Origin of the sequence: Halobellus sp. EA9, from assembly GCF_051195055.1 — an archaeon.
Lineage (GTDB): Archaea > Halobacteriota > Halobacteria > Halobacteriales > Haloferacaceae > Haloquadratum > Haloquadratum rubicundus.
The window spans coordinates 126,642-144,728 of sequence record NZ_JBNTJW010000010.1; the positions used below are offsets into that span (position 1 = coordinate 126,642).

An 18,087-nucleotide genomic window follows, 5' to 3' on the forward strand; every position below is an offset into this window, starting at 1 on the left:
GACTGGCCAGCGTCCCACAATACGGTGTGACCCGGTTCCGGTCATCCATCCGTTCTGTTCGGTCGCCATCCACGCAGATAGGCAACGCAAATTCCACCAGCGATCGCGCCAAACGGGAGTGAGAGGGTTCGTACGAGGAGGACAGCTGCTGTCGCGCTAACGCTCGGGGCGCCAGTAACGAGGACCAGTGCTCCACCCAACAGCAGGTCGTATGCCCCGAGGCTCCCCGGAATCGGGACGACGCTAGCAACCTGTGGGAGCGGGATGATGACCAGAATTGGGAGAAACACACTGTTGCCACCCAATCCTGAGAGGGCGATCCAGAGCGCAGTGGCCGTCAAGAGCTGTTCAACGAGTCCTCCCACTGCAATAAGGACTAGTAGTCCGGGTGTCTCTCGGAAGTCGACGATGCGTTGCCAATACCGATCGACAGCATCCGCGACGATCGCATGGTCATATGGTTGGTCGCGGTAGAGGCCAGAAACCCGTGTGACAACCGGTGTAAGCCCTGCGACGAGACCAGTCGAGAGATATGTTCGCGACCGAAGAATGACGCCACCAAGAACTACGAGGCCAGTAATCGAGACTCCCAGTGTGAGTAGAACTGGTGTTACTTCGGGGGAACCAGCGAGAATGAACAGTCCGGCGAGACCGGAGAAGATAACCTGTGATCCTGATTTTACGTATTTCGCGGTCGAACGGACCCCGAGTGCATCCGAATACCCAGTCCCCGTCGCGACGCTGAAAAATCGTGCCATAATCGGCTCCGAACTGACCGGTCCGGCTGGACTGAGTATATCGAAAAAGTCGCCTGCGAGTGCAAATTGAACGCTCTCCGGCCCGGAGAGTCCGTCGCCCAGCGGTTCAATTGAGGCCCACACACCAATTGCGTCCGCCAACCCCTCCAGAATTACGAGGAGGAGGACGACTCCGACCACCCACGGGCTGACAGCGATCACTCGATTGAGTACCGTCTCTGCACCGACTGTGTAGAGATATCCCCCCAAAATGAGACCGCCCATACCGACACCAACAATAAACCGAACCGCTCGTCGCACAGGTTATATCCTCCTCTGAGCAGTAATTGAGTGATTCAGAGTCGATTCCAGATAGTGTACTGATTGCACGTGCTGGTTGACGAGAAGCTAGTTCTGATTAAAGCACATTCGCATTTGTCGACACCTTCGCGATACCGAACCCGACAGTGACAACCGACTGCGCAAGGAGAACAGCGAACGGTATCCGGAGATCACGTTTGAAGAGCAGTCCCATTACGTCTCCGTACTGGGGTCTCCGTCTGTCTCCGTTGCCTCCAGCTCATCGAAGAAGGCAGTGACGCGACGTTCGATCTCGTCACGCTGTCCGCGCATCTCGTCGACGTCGTCACCGCCGGGATGTTCAAGGTCCCACTGCTGGCTCTGACCGGTCCAATCAGGCGGTCGGAACTCATCCACTGAACACCCCATCGTGACGACGGAATCAACGTCCTCGATATCGTCGGGCGTGATCTTCCTGGGCGTTCGGTCGCTGATATCGATATCACGCTCTTGCATCGCGTCGATGACCGCTTGATGGACGTGATCGGCCGGGTCCGTTCCACCGGTCACGATGTCGATATCGAGCCCTCGTTCACTACGTTCCCGCTCTGCAAACGCCGTCGCCATCTGGCTCCGGCCCGCGTTCCCCTTACAGACAAATGCGATCCGATCAACAGACATACTCCCAGTTAGACTGCTCGCAGTAAATAGATTCTCATAAGCCGTATACTACAACAGATATACGAATGGTAATAGTTAGCTTGATGTTATACAGAACATGTTGTGATGAAGATCTCCCTTATTCGGCTTTAGGTAGTTCCGGCCTGATAGCGATTTATTTTATCTATTTATTGATGTTTCTTCGGTGAGAAATCTTCCGCCAACAGGAGAAGTCGATGATAAAGTGACCTCGATTACGTGCAGATTTGGGCGGGTTCATAGATTAACCAACGCAGAGTGACTCACCCCCAATTGTTGGTTAACATGGTGTTGTTTTTGCGCCCGGGAGAGGGGCGCAGGGCGCGAGACGATGCAGTCGCACCTCGACGAGGGTTCCTGAAGTGAGGTGACCGAAATGAAAGATCCAGAGTCTAGAACCATCTTCGCTGGCGTCGATGGACGTACCGACACCGAACTGCCCGAGTGGTACCGACAGCGTCACGGGGATGCAGACCCCGTGACCTTCGCCGAGGCGATCCGTGACCTCCCGCAGGCCGTCGAGACAACCGTGGCATACCCTGCACCGAGCGACATCTACCTCTCTTAGAGGAAGAACCACGTCCACTTTCACTTCGGTTGGCTTGTGATTATGCCATTTCAGAAGAGTAATTCAGACATGGCGAATCAGGTCACTCGCACCTACGTTGCGACCATCCGCAACCACCAACAGGTGTGTGAGGAGCTTGATTCGCTCGGGTTCGCTGCCTCGAAACTCTGGAACGTTGCTCGGTGGACAGCTGATCGAATATGGCACGAAACCGGACGTATTCCGGGCCACGCCGAACTGTCCGCGTACCTCAAAAAGCACGATCGCTATGCTGACCTCAACGCAAAATCAAGTCAGCGAGTAATTCAAGAACTCGCTGAGGCGTTCCGTGCCTGGTACACAAAACGACAGAACGGCGACGAGACAGCGAATCCACCCGGATATCGGAAACGCGGAGATGAGCACCCACGGTCGACGGTCACGTTCAAACAAAGCGGGTTCAAGCACGACTCGAAGCACAGCCGCGTTCGTCTCTCGAAGGGCCGGAATTTCAAAGAGCATCGGTCGGACTTCATCCTCTGTGAGTACGAGGCCGATCCGGAGGCACGTATCGAGAACATCCAGCAGGTGCGTGCCGTCTGGAACAGCGGACGAGAGGAGTGGGAGCTGCATCTCGTGTGTCGAGTCGAGTTGGAGGATGTCGACCCACCCGGTGAACGAACCGCTGGGATCGATCTCGGAATCAACAACGTCGCGGCCATCTCGTTCGGTGACGAAGCCATCTTGTATCCCGGCGGGGCGCTCAAAGAAGACGAGTATTACTTCGGCAAAGAACGAGCGAAGTGCGACGGCCCAAACTCGCACGAAGCTCGCCGGCTCAATCAAAAGTGGGCCAACCGTCGAACTCACTTCCTGCATACGCTCTCAAAGACAATCATCGACGAGTGTGAACGCCGCAACGTCGGTACGGTCGCTGTCGGTGATCTGTCCGGGATTCGTGAGGAAGAAAGCGGTGAAGTGACCGATTGGGGATCGAAAGGGAATCGGTCGCTCCATCGCTGGGCCTTCGATCGGTTCATCACGATGCTCGAGTACAAGGGTGAAGAGCGCGGCATCACTGTCGAAACGGTCGACGAACGGAACACGTCGAAAACGTGTTCTGGGTGCGGTCGGGTCGACGCGAGCCAACGGGTCGAACGTGGCCTGTATGTCTGCGATGGGTGTGGAACCGTCGCCAACGCGGATATCAACGGAGCAGAAAACATCCGGCGCAAACTCGAAACCGCGAAAGTACCTCCGAGTCCAACAGACTCATCGTCTGTGGATAGGAGTAACGGCTGGATGGCACAGCCGGCAGTCCACCTGTTCGATCGCGAAAGCGGCCGGGTCAGACCGAGAGAACAGGTCGTTGACTGTAAACCATAATATCCCAATCTCGGGAAACCCCAGCATCCACATCGGGAAGGATGCCATCAGAATCCCTACACCGACTCAGAATTGAAATAATCCCTTCGACGTACACTCTTACCGTGGTATCACTACGTTTTGCTAACTAAGTGGGCTATACAAACCTATCAGTAGAGGGTGTTTCAAGACAGGGGTTTATTTACCCCACGAGGGGTGAGGGGATTCACTCCTCTCGTGGTAATGATGGAAGAGACGCCAGACCGATCTGGGGGAGAAATTCGTAGTCCACAGAGAGGCAATTTCACGAGAATAGAGCGACTGGAGTGGCACCTCACCACTGCTTTGGCAAGTGCTGAAGCAGCGGACACAAAGGCTCATCTCCGACAGGCACTTGCCGAGTGCCAAGACCTCCCGCCGACACCACTCATTGAGTGTCCACTCTGTGGGAAAATCGGGCTGCCAGAGCGTATCCAAGCTCACGAGTGCCGATAACCGTGGCGTCGTTTTTTGCGCCACAATGGGTGGAGGCGCAGACCAGAACGCACCGCGCCTTCGGAGGATCTATGAAAGACCCAGAGACAGCTACGGTCTTCGCAGGCCTCGACGGGCGAACCGACACTGAACTACCCGAGTGGTACGCCGAGCAACACGGCGGTCCCGAACCGAGCAGCTTCAGTGAGGCGATTCGGAACCTACCGCAGGCAGTCGATACAGCAGTCGCGTATCGCAACCCGTACACCGACGAGTGGGTCGAGACGGAGCGGTTCAATGCGCTGGTGGAGCCAAGTCGCGCTCGGGAGGCGGCCCGAGATGGGGAGGTAGAGGCGGACCCGTTGTTCCACGTGCCCACCGACTCATACGCGATCATCAACCCGGTCGACGTCTACGGGCCGCTGGAAGAGGTCCTCCGCAAGGAGACCATCGACGAGACGCCGCTTGGCGAGGTGCTGTTCGGCGAGATTCGGCGCTACCGCGGGGGCGGTGAGGTCCATATGGACATCATGTTCGACGGCCTCGAGGTGCGCCTGCCGGGCCGGTCGGACCCGATCACGATGGGCGTCACGTCGGGCTACGACTTCTTCGGCGAGCACGCGGTCTACGTCGAGGGGTTCGCTCAGGATGGGTACTGGGTGGTCTGAGAAGGAGGGAATAGGAGTGATGCTAGTTTCACATTCACCGTGGACGGGTCGCCTTCAAGTGATTTTAGCCGTAGAAACATACGGGCGATGAAGAGGACAAACACCTTCGAGGTGTGCCCACGTTCACCCGAAGATGAGCAACTGCTCCGTGACTTGCTGGACGCATCGGCCGCTTTGTGGAACGAGGTGAACTACGAGCGGCTCATCAGATACGATGACAAAGCCGGGTACGAGAACGAGGGTGTGTGGGATGTAGATACCGGCCATCTCGAAGGGAAGTACAAAGGCGTCCTCGGAGCATCTACGTCCCAGCAGGTAATCCGGAAGAATTCAGCAGCATAGCGGTCCTTCTTCCAGATGAAGGATCAGTACTACGATAAGTCAGATGAGTCCATCACAACTCACCCGGACCCACCGGGATTCCGGGGGAACCAGGACGAGGGACGAGATCTCCAGACGGTGATTCGTAACGATGCGTACACCATCGAATGGGGCAACCGCTCCAGATTGGAGATACTCATCGGGAAGCAGCTGAAAGGGAAATATGGTCGGACTGGGCGACTCCGTCTGGAAGTGTCCGGGAAGCCGAAGTGGACAGAATACGACTCACAGGGCCGATTAAACCTGCGGTACGACGAGGTTGACGACACGTTCAGAGCTTCGCAGCCCGTAACTGTGCCAGAGGACACACGGGCAACTCCACTGGCCTCTGAAAAGGCCGCTCTGGACGTGGGTGCGAACAACCTCGTCGCCTGTACGACAACGACCGGTGAACAATACCTGTATGAAGGTCGTGAGTTGTTCAAGCGATTCCGCGACACAACACACCGGATTGCCGAGTTGATGACGAAGCTTCCAGCTGGGCGATCCAGTAGTAACCGTATTCGGCGACTGTATCGAAAACGGACTCGCCGACGGGACCACGCACAAGAAGCGCTGTGCCGGGACCTCCTTGAACGACTGTACCACGAGGGCATCGACACCGTGTATGTCGGGGATCTCACCGGTGTACTGAGTACGCACTGGTCGGTAGAGGCAAACGCGAAGACCCACAACTTCTGGTCGTTCAAGAAATTCACCGACCGGCTGGCTTGTACCGCTGAGGAGTACGGTATCACAGTCAGCATCAAGTCTGAAGCGTGGACCAGTCAGGAATGTCCAGACTGCGGGTCCACAGATCTCACGACTCGACAACAGGACACGCTGACCTGTTCGTGTGGCTTTCAGGGTCACGCGGACCTCACGGCCTCAAAGACGTTGCTGGAGCGTCACATAAACAACCCAGTACGGCTGATGGCACAGCCCGTGCGGTTCGAGTGGGACGACCACGAATGGTCGGAGTCGCCACGCTCTCACCGTCCCAAAGAACAGCGCACAGACCGGAGTACTATCCATCCGGATAGGAATATTGCCTCTAGAGGATCCTCGTAGTGGGAACACTCATAGGGGAAACCACGTCTGGAAAGCCGTGGAGGATGTCAATGTTCAACACGATGCGCTTTTCGGCTCAGAATCCATCGGTCTTGTTGAAACCCTCCCTCGGTGATAGGTTTCAGTAGTCCTGCTGAATACAGAACGCAAGTCGGTCACGCGACAATAGCTGAAATAGACAGGAAAGAATCGCTAAGTCCAGCCCATCACCAAGACTCAGTAACCGCATGGCAAAACTTTAGTTTGGTTAGTTCAAGTCTGTTTGTGTTACTGTTTGCAGAGTCAGGAGACAGAGATTCATGAAATTCGTCCTCACAATCGGCAATACCGAGACCGCACGTATCGATGGAATCAGCGCAGCAGGGGCCAACCCGGATTTGATGCTCCATACACCCAGCGCGGACGCCGAGATTCTCAGTTATGGCCGGCCGACGCAGGCTCCCGTGGTGCCAGTCAGTCCAACGGGGTGTCCAACCCCCGCTGTGGTGTCGCGTGCAGCGAGGGAACTGCTGGAATTCGAGAGCGTTGTTCTGAACGCAGGAACGGCGAAACCGACCACGGCACCGACGGTTACAGTACCCGGTTCTACGGGACAGGATATACGGGAGGAGACGGCCGTCCCGGACGCAGCGGAGAAGTTTGACGCTGCACGGAAGTATGGGAAGTCACTTCCCGATGACGAACTCGTTGTCGCAGAGACGATCCCCGGAGGCACGACGACCGCAATGGGTGTGCTGACAGCCCTCGGCGAACCCACAGCCGTCTCCTCGTCACTGCCAGAGAACCCGCTCGAACTCAAGCGATCCGTGGTTGCTGATGGACTTGAAGCGAGTGAGCTTGCCGAGGGCGACGCTGCTAGTGAACCAGTGAATGCCGTCAGGGCCGTCGGCGACCCCGTGTTAGCTGCCGTGTCGGGACTGACGGTAGGGGCGCTCGAATCAGGGACGGACGTGACGCTTGCCGGTGGGACTCAAATGAGTGCTGCGGCTGCGCTCGTGCGTCACTACGGTGTGGAGGCACCGCTATCCCAGACCACGACATCGTTCATTGCTGATGACAACAGTGCGAACGTCCGCAAGTTAGCCGACGCACTTGACCTTGATCTCACGGTGACGAATCCCGAGTTCGCTCGAACCGATCACCCTTCCATGGACGCGTACATTCGTGGCGAAGCGAAGGAAGGGGTCGGAATGGGGGGAGCCCTCGCGCTCATCACGGGTGAGATAACTGCCGACTCTGCGGTTACGATGGCTGATCTTCACGAGCGAATTGTTACAGTGTACGATCGGCTGCTTGCGGACGCGCCCGAAGATCACCCTGCAGCGAATCCGGACAGTAATGTCGCATAAGAGTGTGCACAGGGGCAAAACGAAATTGTAAACGAGACACCTCATATCTGAAACCTCGCGGGTCAATCCGCCACCCTGCGTAGCAGGAGTTCCCTGATTTCACCGTGAAACAAACGCGACTTCCGTGCTGAACCCATGCTCTGTATCTCGCACGCCGTTTTTATCAGCTTCTAAAGATTTCAACAGAGCCAATCCATCCCGTCGGCGACGTGCGGAACTTCCGGACCTGGTGGGACGAGATCCTCGCACAGGTCGAACTCGTCGCCGACGACCTCTTCGAGTTCATCCGTGACGCCCAAGACATCGACCTCGACTTCTCTGAGCTCCCGTTCACGGTCACGGAGTTCTACAGCCTGCTGGGCTTCCCGGACTACCTAGCCGAGCGCGCCGCGAGCGATGCGGAGGCCAACGCTGTCTCGCCCGTCGAGATCGATATGTGGACGCTACATTCCGGCGCGACGTACGCGCTGACCCACTTCTTCCAGGGCAAGGAGGGTGCGTCGCTAGACGGCTACGTCCGCACGGCCAACGACATCCTGTTCAACCCGGAGGGTACCATCGAGCGTGTCGAGCGAGCCTACGAGGAGCAACTGGAGGCCGACGGCGACGACGGGTCGCAGGCGTCGCTCGCCGGCGAGCGGGCACTCGCGACCATCGAGCGCGTCAGCGATGACTTGCAGGAGAAGGTCGACCAGTTCGAGGAGCGGGAGGATGTGCTCCGTGAGCGGTTCCAGGACGCGATGATCTGACGTGGCGACGGAGCTGTAGTCGGCGGTTTGTTTCTCTCGCCCCCGAGGGGTGGAGGTCAACGGAGATGGGCCAGTCTACAGATACCGACGAAGGCGATGACGGGTTCCCGCCTGAGAAACGCCTCGAAGCGCCGAATCATCGTCTGATCGAGGCGGGAATCGCGACGATACCCGATATGGAGACGCTCCGGGAATGCGTCGCCTACGAGAATACCAATCAGAATCGACCGCAGATTCTGCGCCGTCTCGAGTGGAAGGCAGCAGAGTTACGAGAAGCACAGAAGGAAGACGAGTAGAGTACTCTACTCTGCTGTGCTCATCTCATCGAACAGCGACTTGACCCGCTGCTCGATATCGTCACGAATCTCGCGCACCCGATCAAGGTCCTGGTCGTCAGGATCTTCCAAGGCCCAATCCCGGACATCAACTTCGTCGCCGACATCGCCGACATCGAGTGTCGAACAGCCCATCGTAGCGACGTAGTCACAGGACCGTAATTCCTCAAGCGAGATCTCGCGGGGAGTCCGATCGGAGAGATCGAACCCCGCTTCGTCCATCACCTCGACGACCTCGTCATGTACGTGGTCGGCTGGGTGGGTGCCTCCAGTGAGGATTTCGACACGGTCCTCGAGCCCACGCCGGTCTCGTTCACGTTCTGCGAAGGCCGTGGACATCTGTGAACGGCCAGCGTTCTGGACGCACATGAAGGCGATACGAATCGGGTCATCTGCTTCAGTATTGGCTGACATGTTTCTGTTAATCGTCAGTCGTCGGCTCAGGTGCGGATGAATCGAGATTTCCAGTATCGAAGCCACCCCAGTCGAACTTTCGCTGGAAGTACAGCGCGACGTTGACCAGCGCAAGCAGGACGGGGACCTCGATGAGTGGGCCGACAACCGTTGCGAATGCGACACCGGAGCCGACCCCGAACACCGCCACGGCAACGGCGATGGCCAGCTCGAAGTTGTTCGACGCCGCCGTGAATCCGATGGCCGTCGTCGTCGAGTAGTCCGCACCGATTCCCCGCCCCATCCCGAAGCTCACGAGGAACATCACGACGAAGTAGATCGTCAGCGGCACCGCGATCAGGAGAACGTCGCCCGGCGAGGCGACGATGGCGCCGCCCTGTGTGGCGAACATCACGATGACGGTGAACAGAAGCGCAACCAGCGTTAGCGGGTCGATCTTCGGGATGAACTCATCATCGTACCACGCTTCACTCTTGACGCGAGTTCCGACGTACCGGGTGAGGAATCCCCCGGCGAACGGAATCCCGAGGAAGATGACGATCGCCTCGAATACCTGCATCGGCGTGATGTCGAACGTCGTGATGCCGGCGACGAGTGACTCCATCCCCAGTAGCGGCGGGAGAAAGAGCGCGAAGAACCAGACGTACACCCCGTAGGTGACAATCTGGAACAGGCTGTTAAACGCAACCAGCCCCGTCACGTACTCGGTCGACCCCTCGGCGAGTTCGTTCCAGACGAGCACCATCGCGATACACCGGGCCATCCCGATGAACACGAGCCCGAGGAAGTATTCGGGCCGCGCAGGAAGTCCCGGAACGAGTCCGCTGAAGAAGACGACCGCGAGCCCGAACATCAGCGTCGGGCCGATCAGCCAGTTCTGGACGAGGCTCAACCCGAGGACTCGCCAGTTGCTGAAGACGGTCCGAAGTTGCGAGTAATCGGCCTTCGCCAGCGGCGGATACATCATCGCAATGAGGCCGATCTCGACGAGATGGAAGTTCTGAATCGGTTGGGTCACCGAGGGGGCGACGAAGCCGAGCCCGACGCCGATCGCCATCGCCCCGAAAATCCAGACGGTGAGGTACTTATCGAGAAAGTCCATCGACCGCGGGTCGCCACAGCTCTCACAGTCACAGTTGGGGCCGTGGTCGTGGGCATCGACGTTACTCATCGGTCACGCTCCCCTCGAGGACAGTAACGAGCGCGACAGCCCGGTTGGTAGCGCGGTATTTCTTCCACCGGCCGTCCTTCCGGCCGTCGACCAGGCCTGCATCGACGAGTTTCGAGAGCGCGTGGCTGAGCCCGCTCTCGGTCACGTCAACGACCGCATTCAACTCACAGACGCAGAGTTCCTCTTGTGCGGCAACGAGCACACGGACCAGCGTATATCGTGTCTCGTTGGAGAGTGCCGAGAGCACATCGAGTTCAGCCTCTACCTGCGCAGTCCCGAGTGCTGCTTCGAGGGTACTGAGCTCGTCGAGTCGGCGCTCGACGTCCTCGCTGCGACACTCCTCAAGTTCGTCGTCGAGATAGCGTCGAAGTCGTTCCGTCCCTTGTGCCATCGTAATCGAATTGAATATACTCTCAAGTAAGACTTCCGATTAATGTCCCCTATGCGGCTTATTACAAGCTATATTCCGTCGCTGTGGATAGAATACTTGACTCATTCCTAAAGACACTCATAGCCAGTCAATCGGGTGAAACGATTAACCAACATCTGGTGGTTATAGCCATTTGTTGGTTAATAGCGCTTCCAGCCTGTTGTTGGTGCCCCTGAGAGGGTGCGGGGCAGCTAGCAGCGGCCTCGCGCGATCGAATAGAAGCTCAGTCAACATCAACAGGTGACGACTCACCAACACGAGAACTGACATTCAAATATCAAGCCGGGACCAAACTGAGTGATTCAATCACATCACAAATCATGGGCAAGAAGCTGTACTCAGACGAAGAACTCCTCAATCGTCTCCAGGAATTCGCCTCGGAACTTGGGCGGCCTCCGTCGCAAAATGAGATGAACGAGTCCGGCCCTCATGCCGCAAAGACCTACGCGGACCGTTTCGGGTCGTGGAATGAAGCGCTCAAGACTGCCGATCTTGAGACGGGAACAAACGAACCAAATGGAAGACCAGCGACACCGAAAGCCGATCTTCTCGCGGATCTCAAATCAGTCGCTGAAATCGCAGGAGAGGCACCTTCAGAGCGAATCTACAGAGATCACGGAAAGTACTCGGTGAAAACATACTGCAAGCGATTCGGCAGGTGGAACTCAGCACTACGGGCAGCTGGGTTGGAGCCCAACGTTGAACTGAACCTCTCCGAAGAAACACTCATTACCGCTCTACAGGAGTTCGCTGAGGAACTTGGCCGCCCACCCACGACAGACGAGATGGATCAAGATGGTCCATACACCACAGGTCCGTACAAGCGGGCCTTCGGAAATTGGAATCAGGCTCTTCGGAGGGCTGGCTTGGAGATATACTATGCACGGGACGTGAGTGAGGACACTCTGGTGTCTGAACTCAAAAGACTCAGCGACGAGCTGGGACACATTCCCCGCAAAGAGGAGATGCGGGACCAAGGAAAATGGAGCGGATCGGTCTACCAGAAGCGATTCGGCTCTTGGAACGAGGCGCTTACAGCCGCCGGCTTCGAGCCAAATACCCGATGGCGAATTCCACGTGAGGATCTATTAACCGAATTGCGAGAGCTCGCGGGAGAGTTGGGACATCCACCGACGACGAGTGAGATGCTTGAACACGGGAAATACACGACCCAGCCGTATTGGCGCGTATTCGGATCATGGCGAACGGCACTTCAGGCGGCCGATCCAGATTATTTAGAGAATTATCGTCAATCAGATACCGAGACAATTCCATTTGGCTCGAACTGGCCACAGATTCGTGAGGAGATCATCGGCCGCGACAACGAATCCTGTCTCCGTTGTGGGATGGACCGCGAAACACACCGAGACCAGTTCGGCCGTGATCTCCCGGTTCACCATCGAATTCCACGCCGGCGGTTCTACAATGATCCAGACCGTTCGATCGATGATCCAAATGTCCCGAGTAATCTACTGACACTCTGTATTCCATGTCATCGATGCCTCGAACGGCTACCGGTCCAACCAATAATCGGGTGAGCTGCGAAATTCTGCATCCAATTCAAAATTCTCTGACGAGGAGAACGTCTCCCTCCCGCCGGCGTGAGAGACACGATCCACTACTCACCGTGAAGCCAGGAGCCGGGGCGCAGAACCCATTTAGCGGGTGAGCGACTACACAAGGTAATGGACGAGTCGCCTTCCGCACAGACCCACTCTCGCATCTATACGACACTACGAACGGACGTCTCGCAGAACCAGGGGAAGTTCCGCATCCACTTCAACTTCCCCGGCCGCGCCGTCCCCGATCACGACGACCACGGCTACGGGCCGCTCGTGACGGTCGTGGAGTCGTTCATGGACCCCGGCACCCTGATTCGGATGCACCAGCACAAAAACGAGGAGATCATCTCGTGGGTCCCCGAGGGTGTGATGCGCCACGACGACCGCCAGGGCAACCAGTTGGTCACCGACGCCGACCATCTGATGGTGATGAACGCCGGCCGCGGCTTCTGGCACTCCGAGGAGACGCTCGCCGACGATCCGCCGCTGCGGATGCTCCAGATCTTCGTCCGCCCGCACAGCCTCGACCTCGAGCCCGGCATCCAGCACGAACCGATCCCCGACCCGGTCGCCGGCGAATGGCGCCACCTGTTCGGCCCCGAGGGCACCGACGCCCCGCTGTACGTGCGGAACGACATCGATTTCTACGACTGCCGGCTCGCCGCCGGCGCCACGACCACGCTCCCGTCGCGGCCGGGCCGCCACACCTACCTGTACGTGTTCGACGGCGCCGTCGAAGTCGGTGATGAGTCGGTCGGGTACACCGAGAGCGCTCTCGTGACCGGCGACGACGACGTGGCCGTCACGGCAACCGAGGACGCCACCATCGTCGCGTTCAGCATCAACCCGGACGCGACGGTCACGCGCCAGGGCACCATCGGCCGCTGAGACACCGGCGGACCGACTGTGGATTGTTTTTCTGCCCCCTGAGAGGGTGAGGGCTTCAGCGAACGCCCTCGCAGTCAGGTGATTTTCGTGAGTCAGCAACAGTCATCGAGAGATGTCTCGATCGATGAGATACCCGTCGATATCGCGAATACGCAGTCCGGCGACGTCCACGCAAGCGACGTTCCCGAGGGGATCCAGTCGCTGACCCGTGCGCTGGCGAGTACGGAGCCGCCGACGAACCCGCTCGTCGTGCTGAAAGCGGCGCGCTGGTGGTACATTCATGGCAAGGGTGGAGCTGATCCTGCGTTTCGGTGGGCAGTCGAGTGGGCCCGCCACCTCGCGACCGACACGCCCAGCGACGTCGATCGGTTCGACGAGTTCCTCGAGTATCTCGTCACGGTCGGCTTTGCGGACGATACAGCCGAGCTTCGATAGCGTTCCTCGAGGGTTGTTCATCCGCCCCTGAGGGGTGCGGCGCGTTCTGAACTGGCGAAATCGCGTTCAACCGATTCAGTGACCACTATGTCCACGACCAGAGACTCGTCGGTCTCCTTCGACCAGACCGACACGCGATCCGACGAGATGAACAGTACCATCGAACAGTGGATCGACGACCTCGTCGCCGGCGTCGACGACGCACAGGCCAGCGCCGAGTTCCAGGAGTGGCTGGACGTTCAGAGCCGCTTCCACGACTACTCCTACCGGAACACGCTGCTCATCAAGCGGCAGTATCCCGACGCGACAACGGTCGCCGGCTACCGGACGTGGCAGGAGGAGTTCGATCGGCACGTCCAGGAGGGCGAGTCAGCCATCTGGATCTGGGCGCCGATCATCACCACACAGTGTCCGGAGTGCGAGAACTCGCCGAGCTACCACGAGGACTCCGACTGTGAGTACGACGAGACGCCGCCCGAGGAGTGGTCCGAGGGCCTCGTCGGATTCAAGCCTGCCCCGGTGTTCGACATCTCTCAGACCGAGGGCGAACCACTTCCCGACCTCGACACGGAAGCCACCGGAGACGCCGGCGACCTCGTTGCTCGGCTGACCGGTGTTGCCGACGAACTTGGCGTGACGGTTCAAATCGTTCCGGAAGCGGAGTGGACCCACGGCGAGGCGAAGGGCATCTGTGAGCAGCTGAGCCTCGTCGACGTCCAGCCGCTCGTCGAGGTTCGCGACCGGGAGAACGATGCCGATCTCGCCCGGACGCTGATCCACGAGTACGCCCACGCCCTGCTCCACTTCGACGTCGACGACGACACCGAGCGGTCGAAACGCGAGGTCGAGGCCGAAGCGGTCGCCTACGTCGTCGGCCGGTACTACGGGCTCGACACGAGCGGGTCAGCGTTCTACCTGGCCGCGTGGGAGTCGGACGATCCCGAGATCGTTCGCGACCGTCTCGACCGGATCAGTTCCACAGCAGAAGAGCTCATCGACGTAGTCGAAGACGGCGCTTGAATCCTTAACCAATGCGCGGTTCCATACCCCGATCCTGTTGGTTAAGTCTGCTCATCTCCGCTGTCCGCGGCAGTCGCAAGGCTAAAGCAGGCCCATGTTTATACTCTATGTAAGAAACGCAGGTATGAGTACAATAGAGCAAACGCAGAATATACGCCAGGGTCTCTCGACTCGAGAAAGTCGACTCCTTGCACGACTCGCTGGCGCGGGTCACCAGATCATCTCCGTCGATGACATCGAGACGACGCTGGAGGTCCCCCCAAACACCGCCCGCGAGATCGCCTCCCGGCTCACCGAGAAGGGCTGGCTCGACCGGCTCTTCCCAGGCACGTATCTCATCATTCCACTCACTGCCGGCGAGGAGGCCGTGTACACGACCCACGAGTACCTCATCGCCGCCCACGTCGCCGAGCCGATGTACATCGGCTACTACAGCGCCCTCAGCCACCACGGGCTGACCGAACAGGTTCCCCGGACGGTGTACGTCGTCACGCCGACCCGAGCGCAAAGCCGAGAGATCCACGGTGTCCCGTACCGCGTCACGACAGTCACCGAGCGGAAGTTCTTCGGCTTTGAGCCGACATCCATCGAGGGTACGACCGTTCAGGTCAGCGACCTAGAGAAGACGCTGGTCGACTGTGCGGACCACCCCGAGTTCTGTGGTGGTCTTCGGAAACTTGCGACCGCGATGCGCACCGCCGACGAACGGGGTTGCGACTGGGACACGGTCGGCGAGTACCTCGAGCGCCTCGACAACGGCGCGGCGACCAAGCGGATCGTCTACCTCGCCGACCAGCTCGGCATCGACCTCCCCGCCCGCGAAGAACTCGTTGCGTCGTTCACGAGTGGGTACTCCCTGTTGGACCCCACGCGGCCCGACACCGGATCGACCGACAGTACGTATCGCCTCCGAATCAACGTCGAGCCAGCCATGCTGGAGCCGGCGGAGTCCTGATCGCGATGATCAGTCAGGACCGGCTCCGGATTCTCGCTCGCGAACTGGGCGTTCGGCAAGGGTACGCCGAAAAGAACTACGTCAATTCGTGGCTCCTCTGGGGCATCTTCACGAGCGGCTACGGCGACAACCTCCTGTTCAAAGGCGGGACCGCGCTGTCCAAGCTGTATTTCCCGCAATCGTGGCGATTCTCGGAGGACCTCGATTTTGGCGTCGAAGGGGAGTACCAGGGGTCCAAACAGGAGCTCCGAACGGTCCTCGATACGATTGCCGACCGCTCTGGCATCGAATTCGAGATTCGCGAGCACCACGAATCCCAGCAGGACCACTACCCGACCCACTACGTCGACGTCAGCATTCAGTACCGCGCCGTCCTTAACCACCCCAACACGACCAGCATCGACGTGATGGTCGACGAGCACGTCGCCTTCGACCCCGTTCAGCACACTCACGCGTACGAAGATGTTCCCGAATTCGATCTCCAGGCGTACAGCGTCGAGGAGATCTTCGCCGAAAAGCTCCGAGCGATCTACCAGCGCGGAGCGGCCCGTGACTACTACGACCTCTATCAGCTGCTCGAAACCGATTCGGTCGCGATCAACTTTGCCGACGTGGGGCCCGCCTTCGACGCGAAGTGCAAACACGATGGGCTCACCGTTGATCTAAACGACGGACTCCCGGACGAGCAACAAGAGACGATCCGCCACCAGTGGGAGACCACGCTGCCGGACTTGACCGGTGATCCGCCGGCGTTCGAGATGGTCTGGGAACAGCTGGACACGGCGATCTCCCGACAGGGATCGCCGTAGGCAACGGCCGATGTCGGTGTTGATGCCCGATGGGTGTCCCATCCGGAGCTCTGGTGATTAACCAACAGTTCGGGATCTCTGGCTGTTGCGTTGGTTAAGTTTTTGAGCGCCCGCCGAGGGGCGGAGGCGCATTCCAGCCTCACCGAATCATGACAGAGCGACATCTCAGAGCCGTTCTGGCAGAAGCGGAGCGAGTCGCAGAGCAGTACGACCAGATCGCGCAAGCCACGAACTCCCCTGCACACGAGTATCTCCGGTACACAGTACTCCGACTCCTCGAAGGCGATGCCAACGCGATCCCCGAGGAGATCCCGCAGGTCGATGGCGTGACGGTCGGATACGGCCGAGATCAAGCGATGTACGACAGTTGGGGGTCCGACGTCGAGTGGTGGGACACAGTACCACCACAGGACGACTGTACGCGGTTTCGAGTGTTCTACCCTGAGGACCAAACACCGGTTCCCCGGGTCATCCTCACCGTGATGGCCGCGCTGGCGGCATGGCGAGTCTGGGAAGGGAGTGCCGCTGCCTGTGGCTCCTACGATCATCGAGAGCGGCGAGAAGTCCACTTTCTCTGGCCGGAGGGGAACCTTGCGGAAGCACTCTTGGAAAGCCGGATTCAGGAGACTGGCGGCGCTGTCGCTCCAGACGGCGGACAGGCGGGAGACGTTCGCGACCGAATGCTCGTATCGGATGGCCCCACCTCAGCTGAGGATCTCGAGCCACGAACGAAACGCGCTGTCGAGGAAGCGATGACCGTCTCCCTACTCGCCAAGGGTGGTCGCTACGAAGTCGAAGCGGCGTCCGGAAATCGATACGAAGTCGATATCATCGGGCAGTCCTGTACCTGTCCCGATTGGCAGCAGCGCGCTCCAGACGGTGGCTGCAAACATATGCGTCGCGTCGACCACGAAATCAAACAGGGGCAGGTTCCACGTCCAGATGGTCAGCTTCCACCTCAAGCGTAAGCTCCTGTCTTGCTTCTCAGTCGTTTCTGCTCGGTAGTTTACTCTGGAGTAAACTACTTTAGCGTGCTCAGTTGAACACCCGGATATGGACGATATCCTTGGGAACGGTGAGAGCACGACACCACGGGAACTCATCCACTTTGTCACTCAGCAGACGCGGTTTGCCTTGATCAACAACATCCTCCAGCATCCAGAGCAGCTTCCTTCGATGTACGAACTCGAGGAGCTCAACCCCAGCGTGAGTGACGCCACTGTCTACAAGCACATCCAAAAGCTCATCGACGCCGGCATCGTCAAGGAGGTCGTCCTGGACGACGACCAGCGCCGACAGAGTTACCCCTGGAAGTTCTACGGACTCACCAAAGAGGGTCGGGAGTTCCTGGAGGAACACAACCTGCTCGCCGCTGAAGAGACGCTTCAGCAGATCTACGACACTATCTCCGACAAGCCCGAGAAGATGGTCAAGTACGAGAACGCGCCCCGTCCGGATTAGAAGTGATTGTCAGAGGAGAAGGAGGGATAGTCTGTCGTTAGCCCCGGAGATCAGCCACGGACTGACCGACTTCACGGACGGAGTCGCTCCGCTCCAGATCGAGTTCTTCGGCGAGATAATCGACGGTCTCCTTCAGGTCCATATGTCGTCGATCCACCCATCGAATTTAATCTTGGTGTAGCGTTACCGGTCAGTTGATTCAGCTCGCTGGTACGTATTGAGCCGACCGCTACGATCGACGATGATCTGTCCTTCCTCTTCGAGCTTCCGGAGTTTGTTGTAGATCTG

General features: G+C 58.6%; 17 protein-coding genes and 3 pseudogenes. 15 read left to right on the top strand and 5 right to left on the bottom strand.

The window, feature by feature from the left end; genetic code table 11:
* Window positions 1–41 precede the first annotated feature (41 nt).
* Together ACQUQ0_RS13705 and ACQUQ0_RS13710 are read right to left on the bottom strand one after the other, a co-directional pair.
* Entirely contained in the window at window positions 42–1,058 is a 1,017-nt protein-coding gene (locus ACQUQ0_RS13705; protein WP_435185846.1) for a lysylphosphatidylglycerol synthase transmembrane domain-containing protein, read from the bottom strand.
* A gap of 213 nt (window positions 1,059–1,271) precedes the next feature.
* A complete protein-coding gene (locus tag ACQUQ0_RS13710) occupies window positions 1,272–1,718 on the bottom strand; it encodes a low molecular weight phosphatase family protein (protein WP_435065079.1) in 447 nt (148 codons plus the stop codon).
* Between the two features lie 394 nt (window positions 1,719–2,112).
* Here ACQUQ0_RS13710 and ACQUQ0_RS13715 point away from each other — a divergent pair, with 394 nt between their 5' ends.
* The 7 genes and pseudogenes from ACQUQ0_RS13715 to ACQUQ0_RS13745 all read left to right on the top strand — a co-directional run bounded on the left by ACQUQ0_RS13715 (window position 2,113) and on the right by ACQUQ0_RS13745 (window position 8,615).
* Window positions 2,113–2,304, top strand: a complete 192-nt coding sequence (locus ACQUQ0_RS13715) for a hypothetical protein (protein ID WP_435185885.1) — start codon at window positions 2,113–2,115, stop codon at window positions 2,302–2,304.
* Window positions 2,305–2,373: 69 nt separating this feature from the next.
* Window positions 2,374–3,669: an RNA-guided endonuclease InsQ/TnpB family protein gene (locus ACQUQ0_RS13720; protein WP_435185848.1), complete on the top strand. Its 1,296-nt coding sequence runs from the start codon at window positions 2,374–2,376 to the stop codon at window positions 3,667–3,669.
* A gap of 545 nt (window positions 3,670–4,214) precedes the next feature.
* Window positions 4,215–4,778: pseudogene (locus ACQUQ0_RS13725) on the top strand (hypothetical protein); the annotation flags it as partial.
* Between the two features lie 99 nt (window positions 4,779–4,877).
* Window positions 4,878–6,221 (top strand): annotated as a pseudogene (locus tag ACQUQ0_RS13730) (RNA-guided endonuclease InsQ/TnpB family protein).
* Between the two features lie 299 nt (window positions 6,222–6,520).
* Window positions 6,521–7,570, top strand: coding sequence for a nicotinate mononucleotide-dependent phosphoribosyltransferase CobT (gene cobT / locus ACQUQ0_RS13735; RefSeq protein ID WP_435185850.1), 1,050 nt, complete (start codon window positions 6,521–6,523; stop codon window positions 7,568–7,570).
* Between the two features lie 185 nt (window positions 7,571–7,755).
* Window positions 7,756–8,319, top strand: a pseudogene (locus ACQUQ0_RS13740) (hypothetical protein); the annotation flags it as partial.
* A gap of 65 nt (window positions 8,320–8,384) precedes the next feature.
* Window positions 8,385–8,615 carry a hypothetical protein gene (locus tag ACQUQ0_RS13745; RefSeq protein ID WP_435185852.1) on the top strand — a complete coding sequence of 77 codons (231 nt, stop codon included), beginning with the start codon at window positions 8,385–8,387 and terminating at the stop codon, window positions 8,613–8,615.
* Window positions 8,616–8,621: 6 nt separating this feature from the next.
* Here the strand turns inward: ACQUQ0_RS13745 and ACQUQ0_RS13750 are convergent, their stop codons facing one another.
* The 3 genes from ACQUQ0_RS13750 to ACQUQ0_RS13760 are packed head-to-tail and all read right to left on the bottom strand — an operon-like array spanning window position 8,622 to window position 10,630.
* The gene (locus ACQUQ0_RS13750; RefSeq protein WP_435185854.1) at window positions 8,622–9,068 is read right to left on the bottom strand and encodes a low molecular weight phosphatase family protein; all 447 of its coding nucleotides are present in this window, start codon (window positions 9,066–9,068) and stop codon (window positions 8,622–8,624) included.
* Window positions 9,069–9,075: 7 nt separating this feature from the next.
* Window positions 9,076–10,239 (bottom strand): ACR3 family arsenite efflux transporter, encoded by a 1,164-nt coding sequence (gene arsB, locus ACQUQ0_RS13755; protein ID WP_435185856.1) that lies wholly within the window; start codon window positions 10,237–10,239, stop codon window positions 9,076–9,078.
* Complete coding sequence (locus ACQUQ0_RS13760; protein ID WP_188884139.1) at window positions 10,232–10,630, bottom strand: ArsR/SmtB family transcription factor; 399 nt, start codon at window positions 10,628–10,630, stop codon at window positions 10,232–10,234. Before ACQUQ0_RS13760 ends, arsB begins: the two co-directional genes overlap by 8 nt.
* A gap of 359 nt (window positions 10,631–10,989) precedes the next feature.
* On the opposite strand from ACQUQ0_RS13760, the gene ACQUQ0_RS13765 reads away from it, so the two are divergent.
* The 8 genes from ACQUQ0_RS13765 (at window position 10,990) to ACQUQ0_RS13800 (ending at window position 17,799) form a co-directional block, all read left to right on the top strand.
* Window positions 10,990–12,207 carry a homing endonuclease associated repeat-containing protein gene (locus tag ACQUQ0_RS13765; RefSeq protein WP_435185858.1) on the top strand — a complete coding sequence of 406 codons (1,218 nt, stop codon included), beginning with the start codon at window positions 10,990–10,992 and terminating at the stop codon, window positions 12,205–12,207.
* Between the two features lie 147 nt (window positions 12,208–12,354).
* On the top strand, window positions 12,355–13,119 hold the full coding sequence (locus ACQUQ0_RS13770; RefSeq protein ID WP_435185860.1) for a pirin family protein: 765 nt from the start codon (window positions 12,355–12,357) through the stop codon (window positions 13,117–13,119).
* A gap of 87 nt (window positions 13,120–13,206) precedes the next feature.
* Window positions 13,207–13,554: a hypothetical protein gene (locus tag ACQUQ0_RS13775; RefSeq protein WP_435185862.1), complete on the top strand. Its 348-nt coding sequence runs from the start codon at window positions 13,207–13,209 to the stop codon at window positions 13,552–13,554.
* Between the two features lie 87 nt (window positions 13,555–13,641).
* The gene (locus tag ACQUQ0_RS13780; protein WP_435185864.1) at window positions 13,642–14,574 is read left to right on the top strand and encodes an ImmA/IrrE family metallo-endopeptidase; all 933 of its coding nucleotides are present in this window, start codon (window positions 13,642–13,644) and stop codon (window positions 14,572–14,574) included.
* Window positions 14,575–14,698: 124 nt separating this feature from the next.
* Window positions 14,699–15,529, top strand: a complete 831-nt coding sequence (locus tag ACQUQ0_RS13785) for a type IV toxin-antitoxin system AbiEi family antitoxin domain-containing protein (RefSeq protein ID WP_435185867.1) — start codon at window positions 14,699–14,701, stop codon at window positions 15,527–15,529.
* Window positions 15,530–15,534: 5 nt separating this feature from the next.
* On the top strand, window positions 15,535–16,338 hold the full coding sequence (locus ACQUQ0_RS13790) for a nucleotidyl transferase AbiEii/AbiGii toxin family protein (protein ID WP_435185869.1): 804 nt from the start codon (window positions 15,535–15,537) through the stop codon (window positions 16,336–16,338).
* A gap of 149 nt (window positions 16,339–16,487) precedes the next feature.
* Entirely contained in the window at window positions 16,488–17,306 is an 819-nt protein-coding gene (locus tag ACQUQ0_RS13795; RefSeq protein ID WP_435185871.1) for a hypothetical protein, read from the top strand.
* An 85-nt stretch (window positions 17,307–17,391) separates the two neighbouring features.
* Window positions 17,392–17,799 (top strand): PadR family transcriptional regulator, encoded by a 408-nt coding sequence (locus ACQUQ0_RS13800; protein WP_435185873.1) that lies wholly within the window; start codon window positions 17,392–17,394, stop codon window positions 17,797–17,799.
* Window positions 17,800–18,087: the final 288 nt, after the last annotated feature.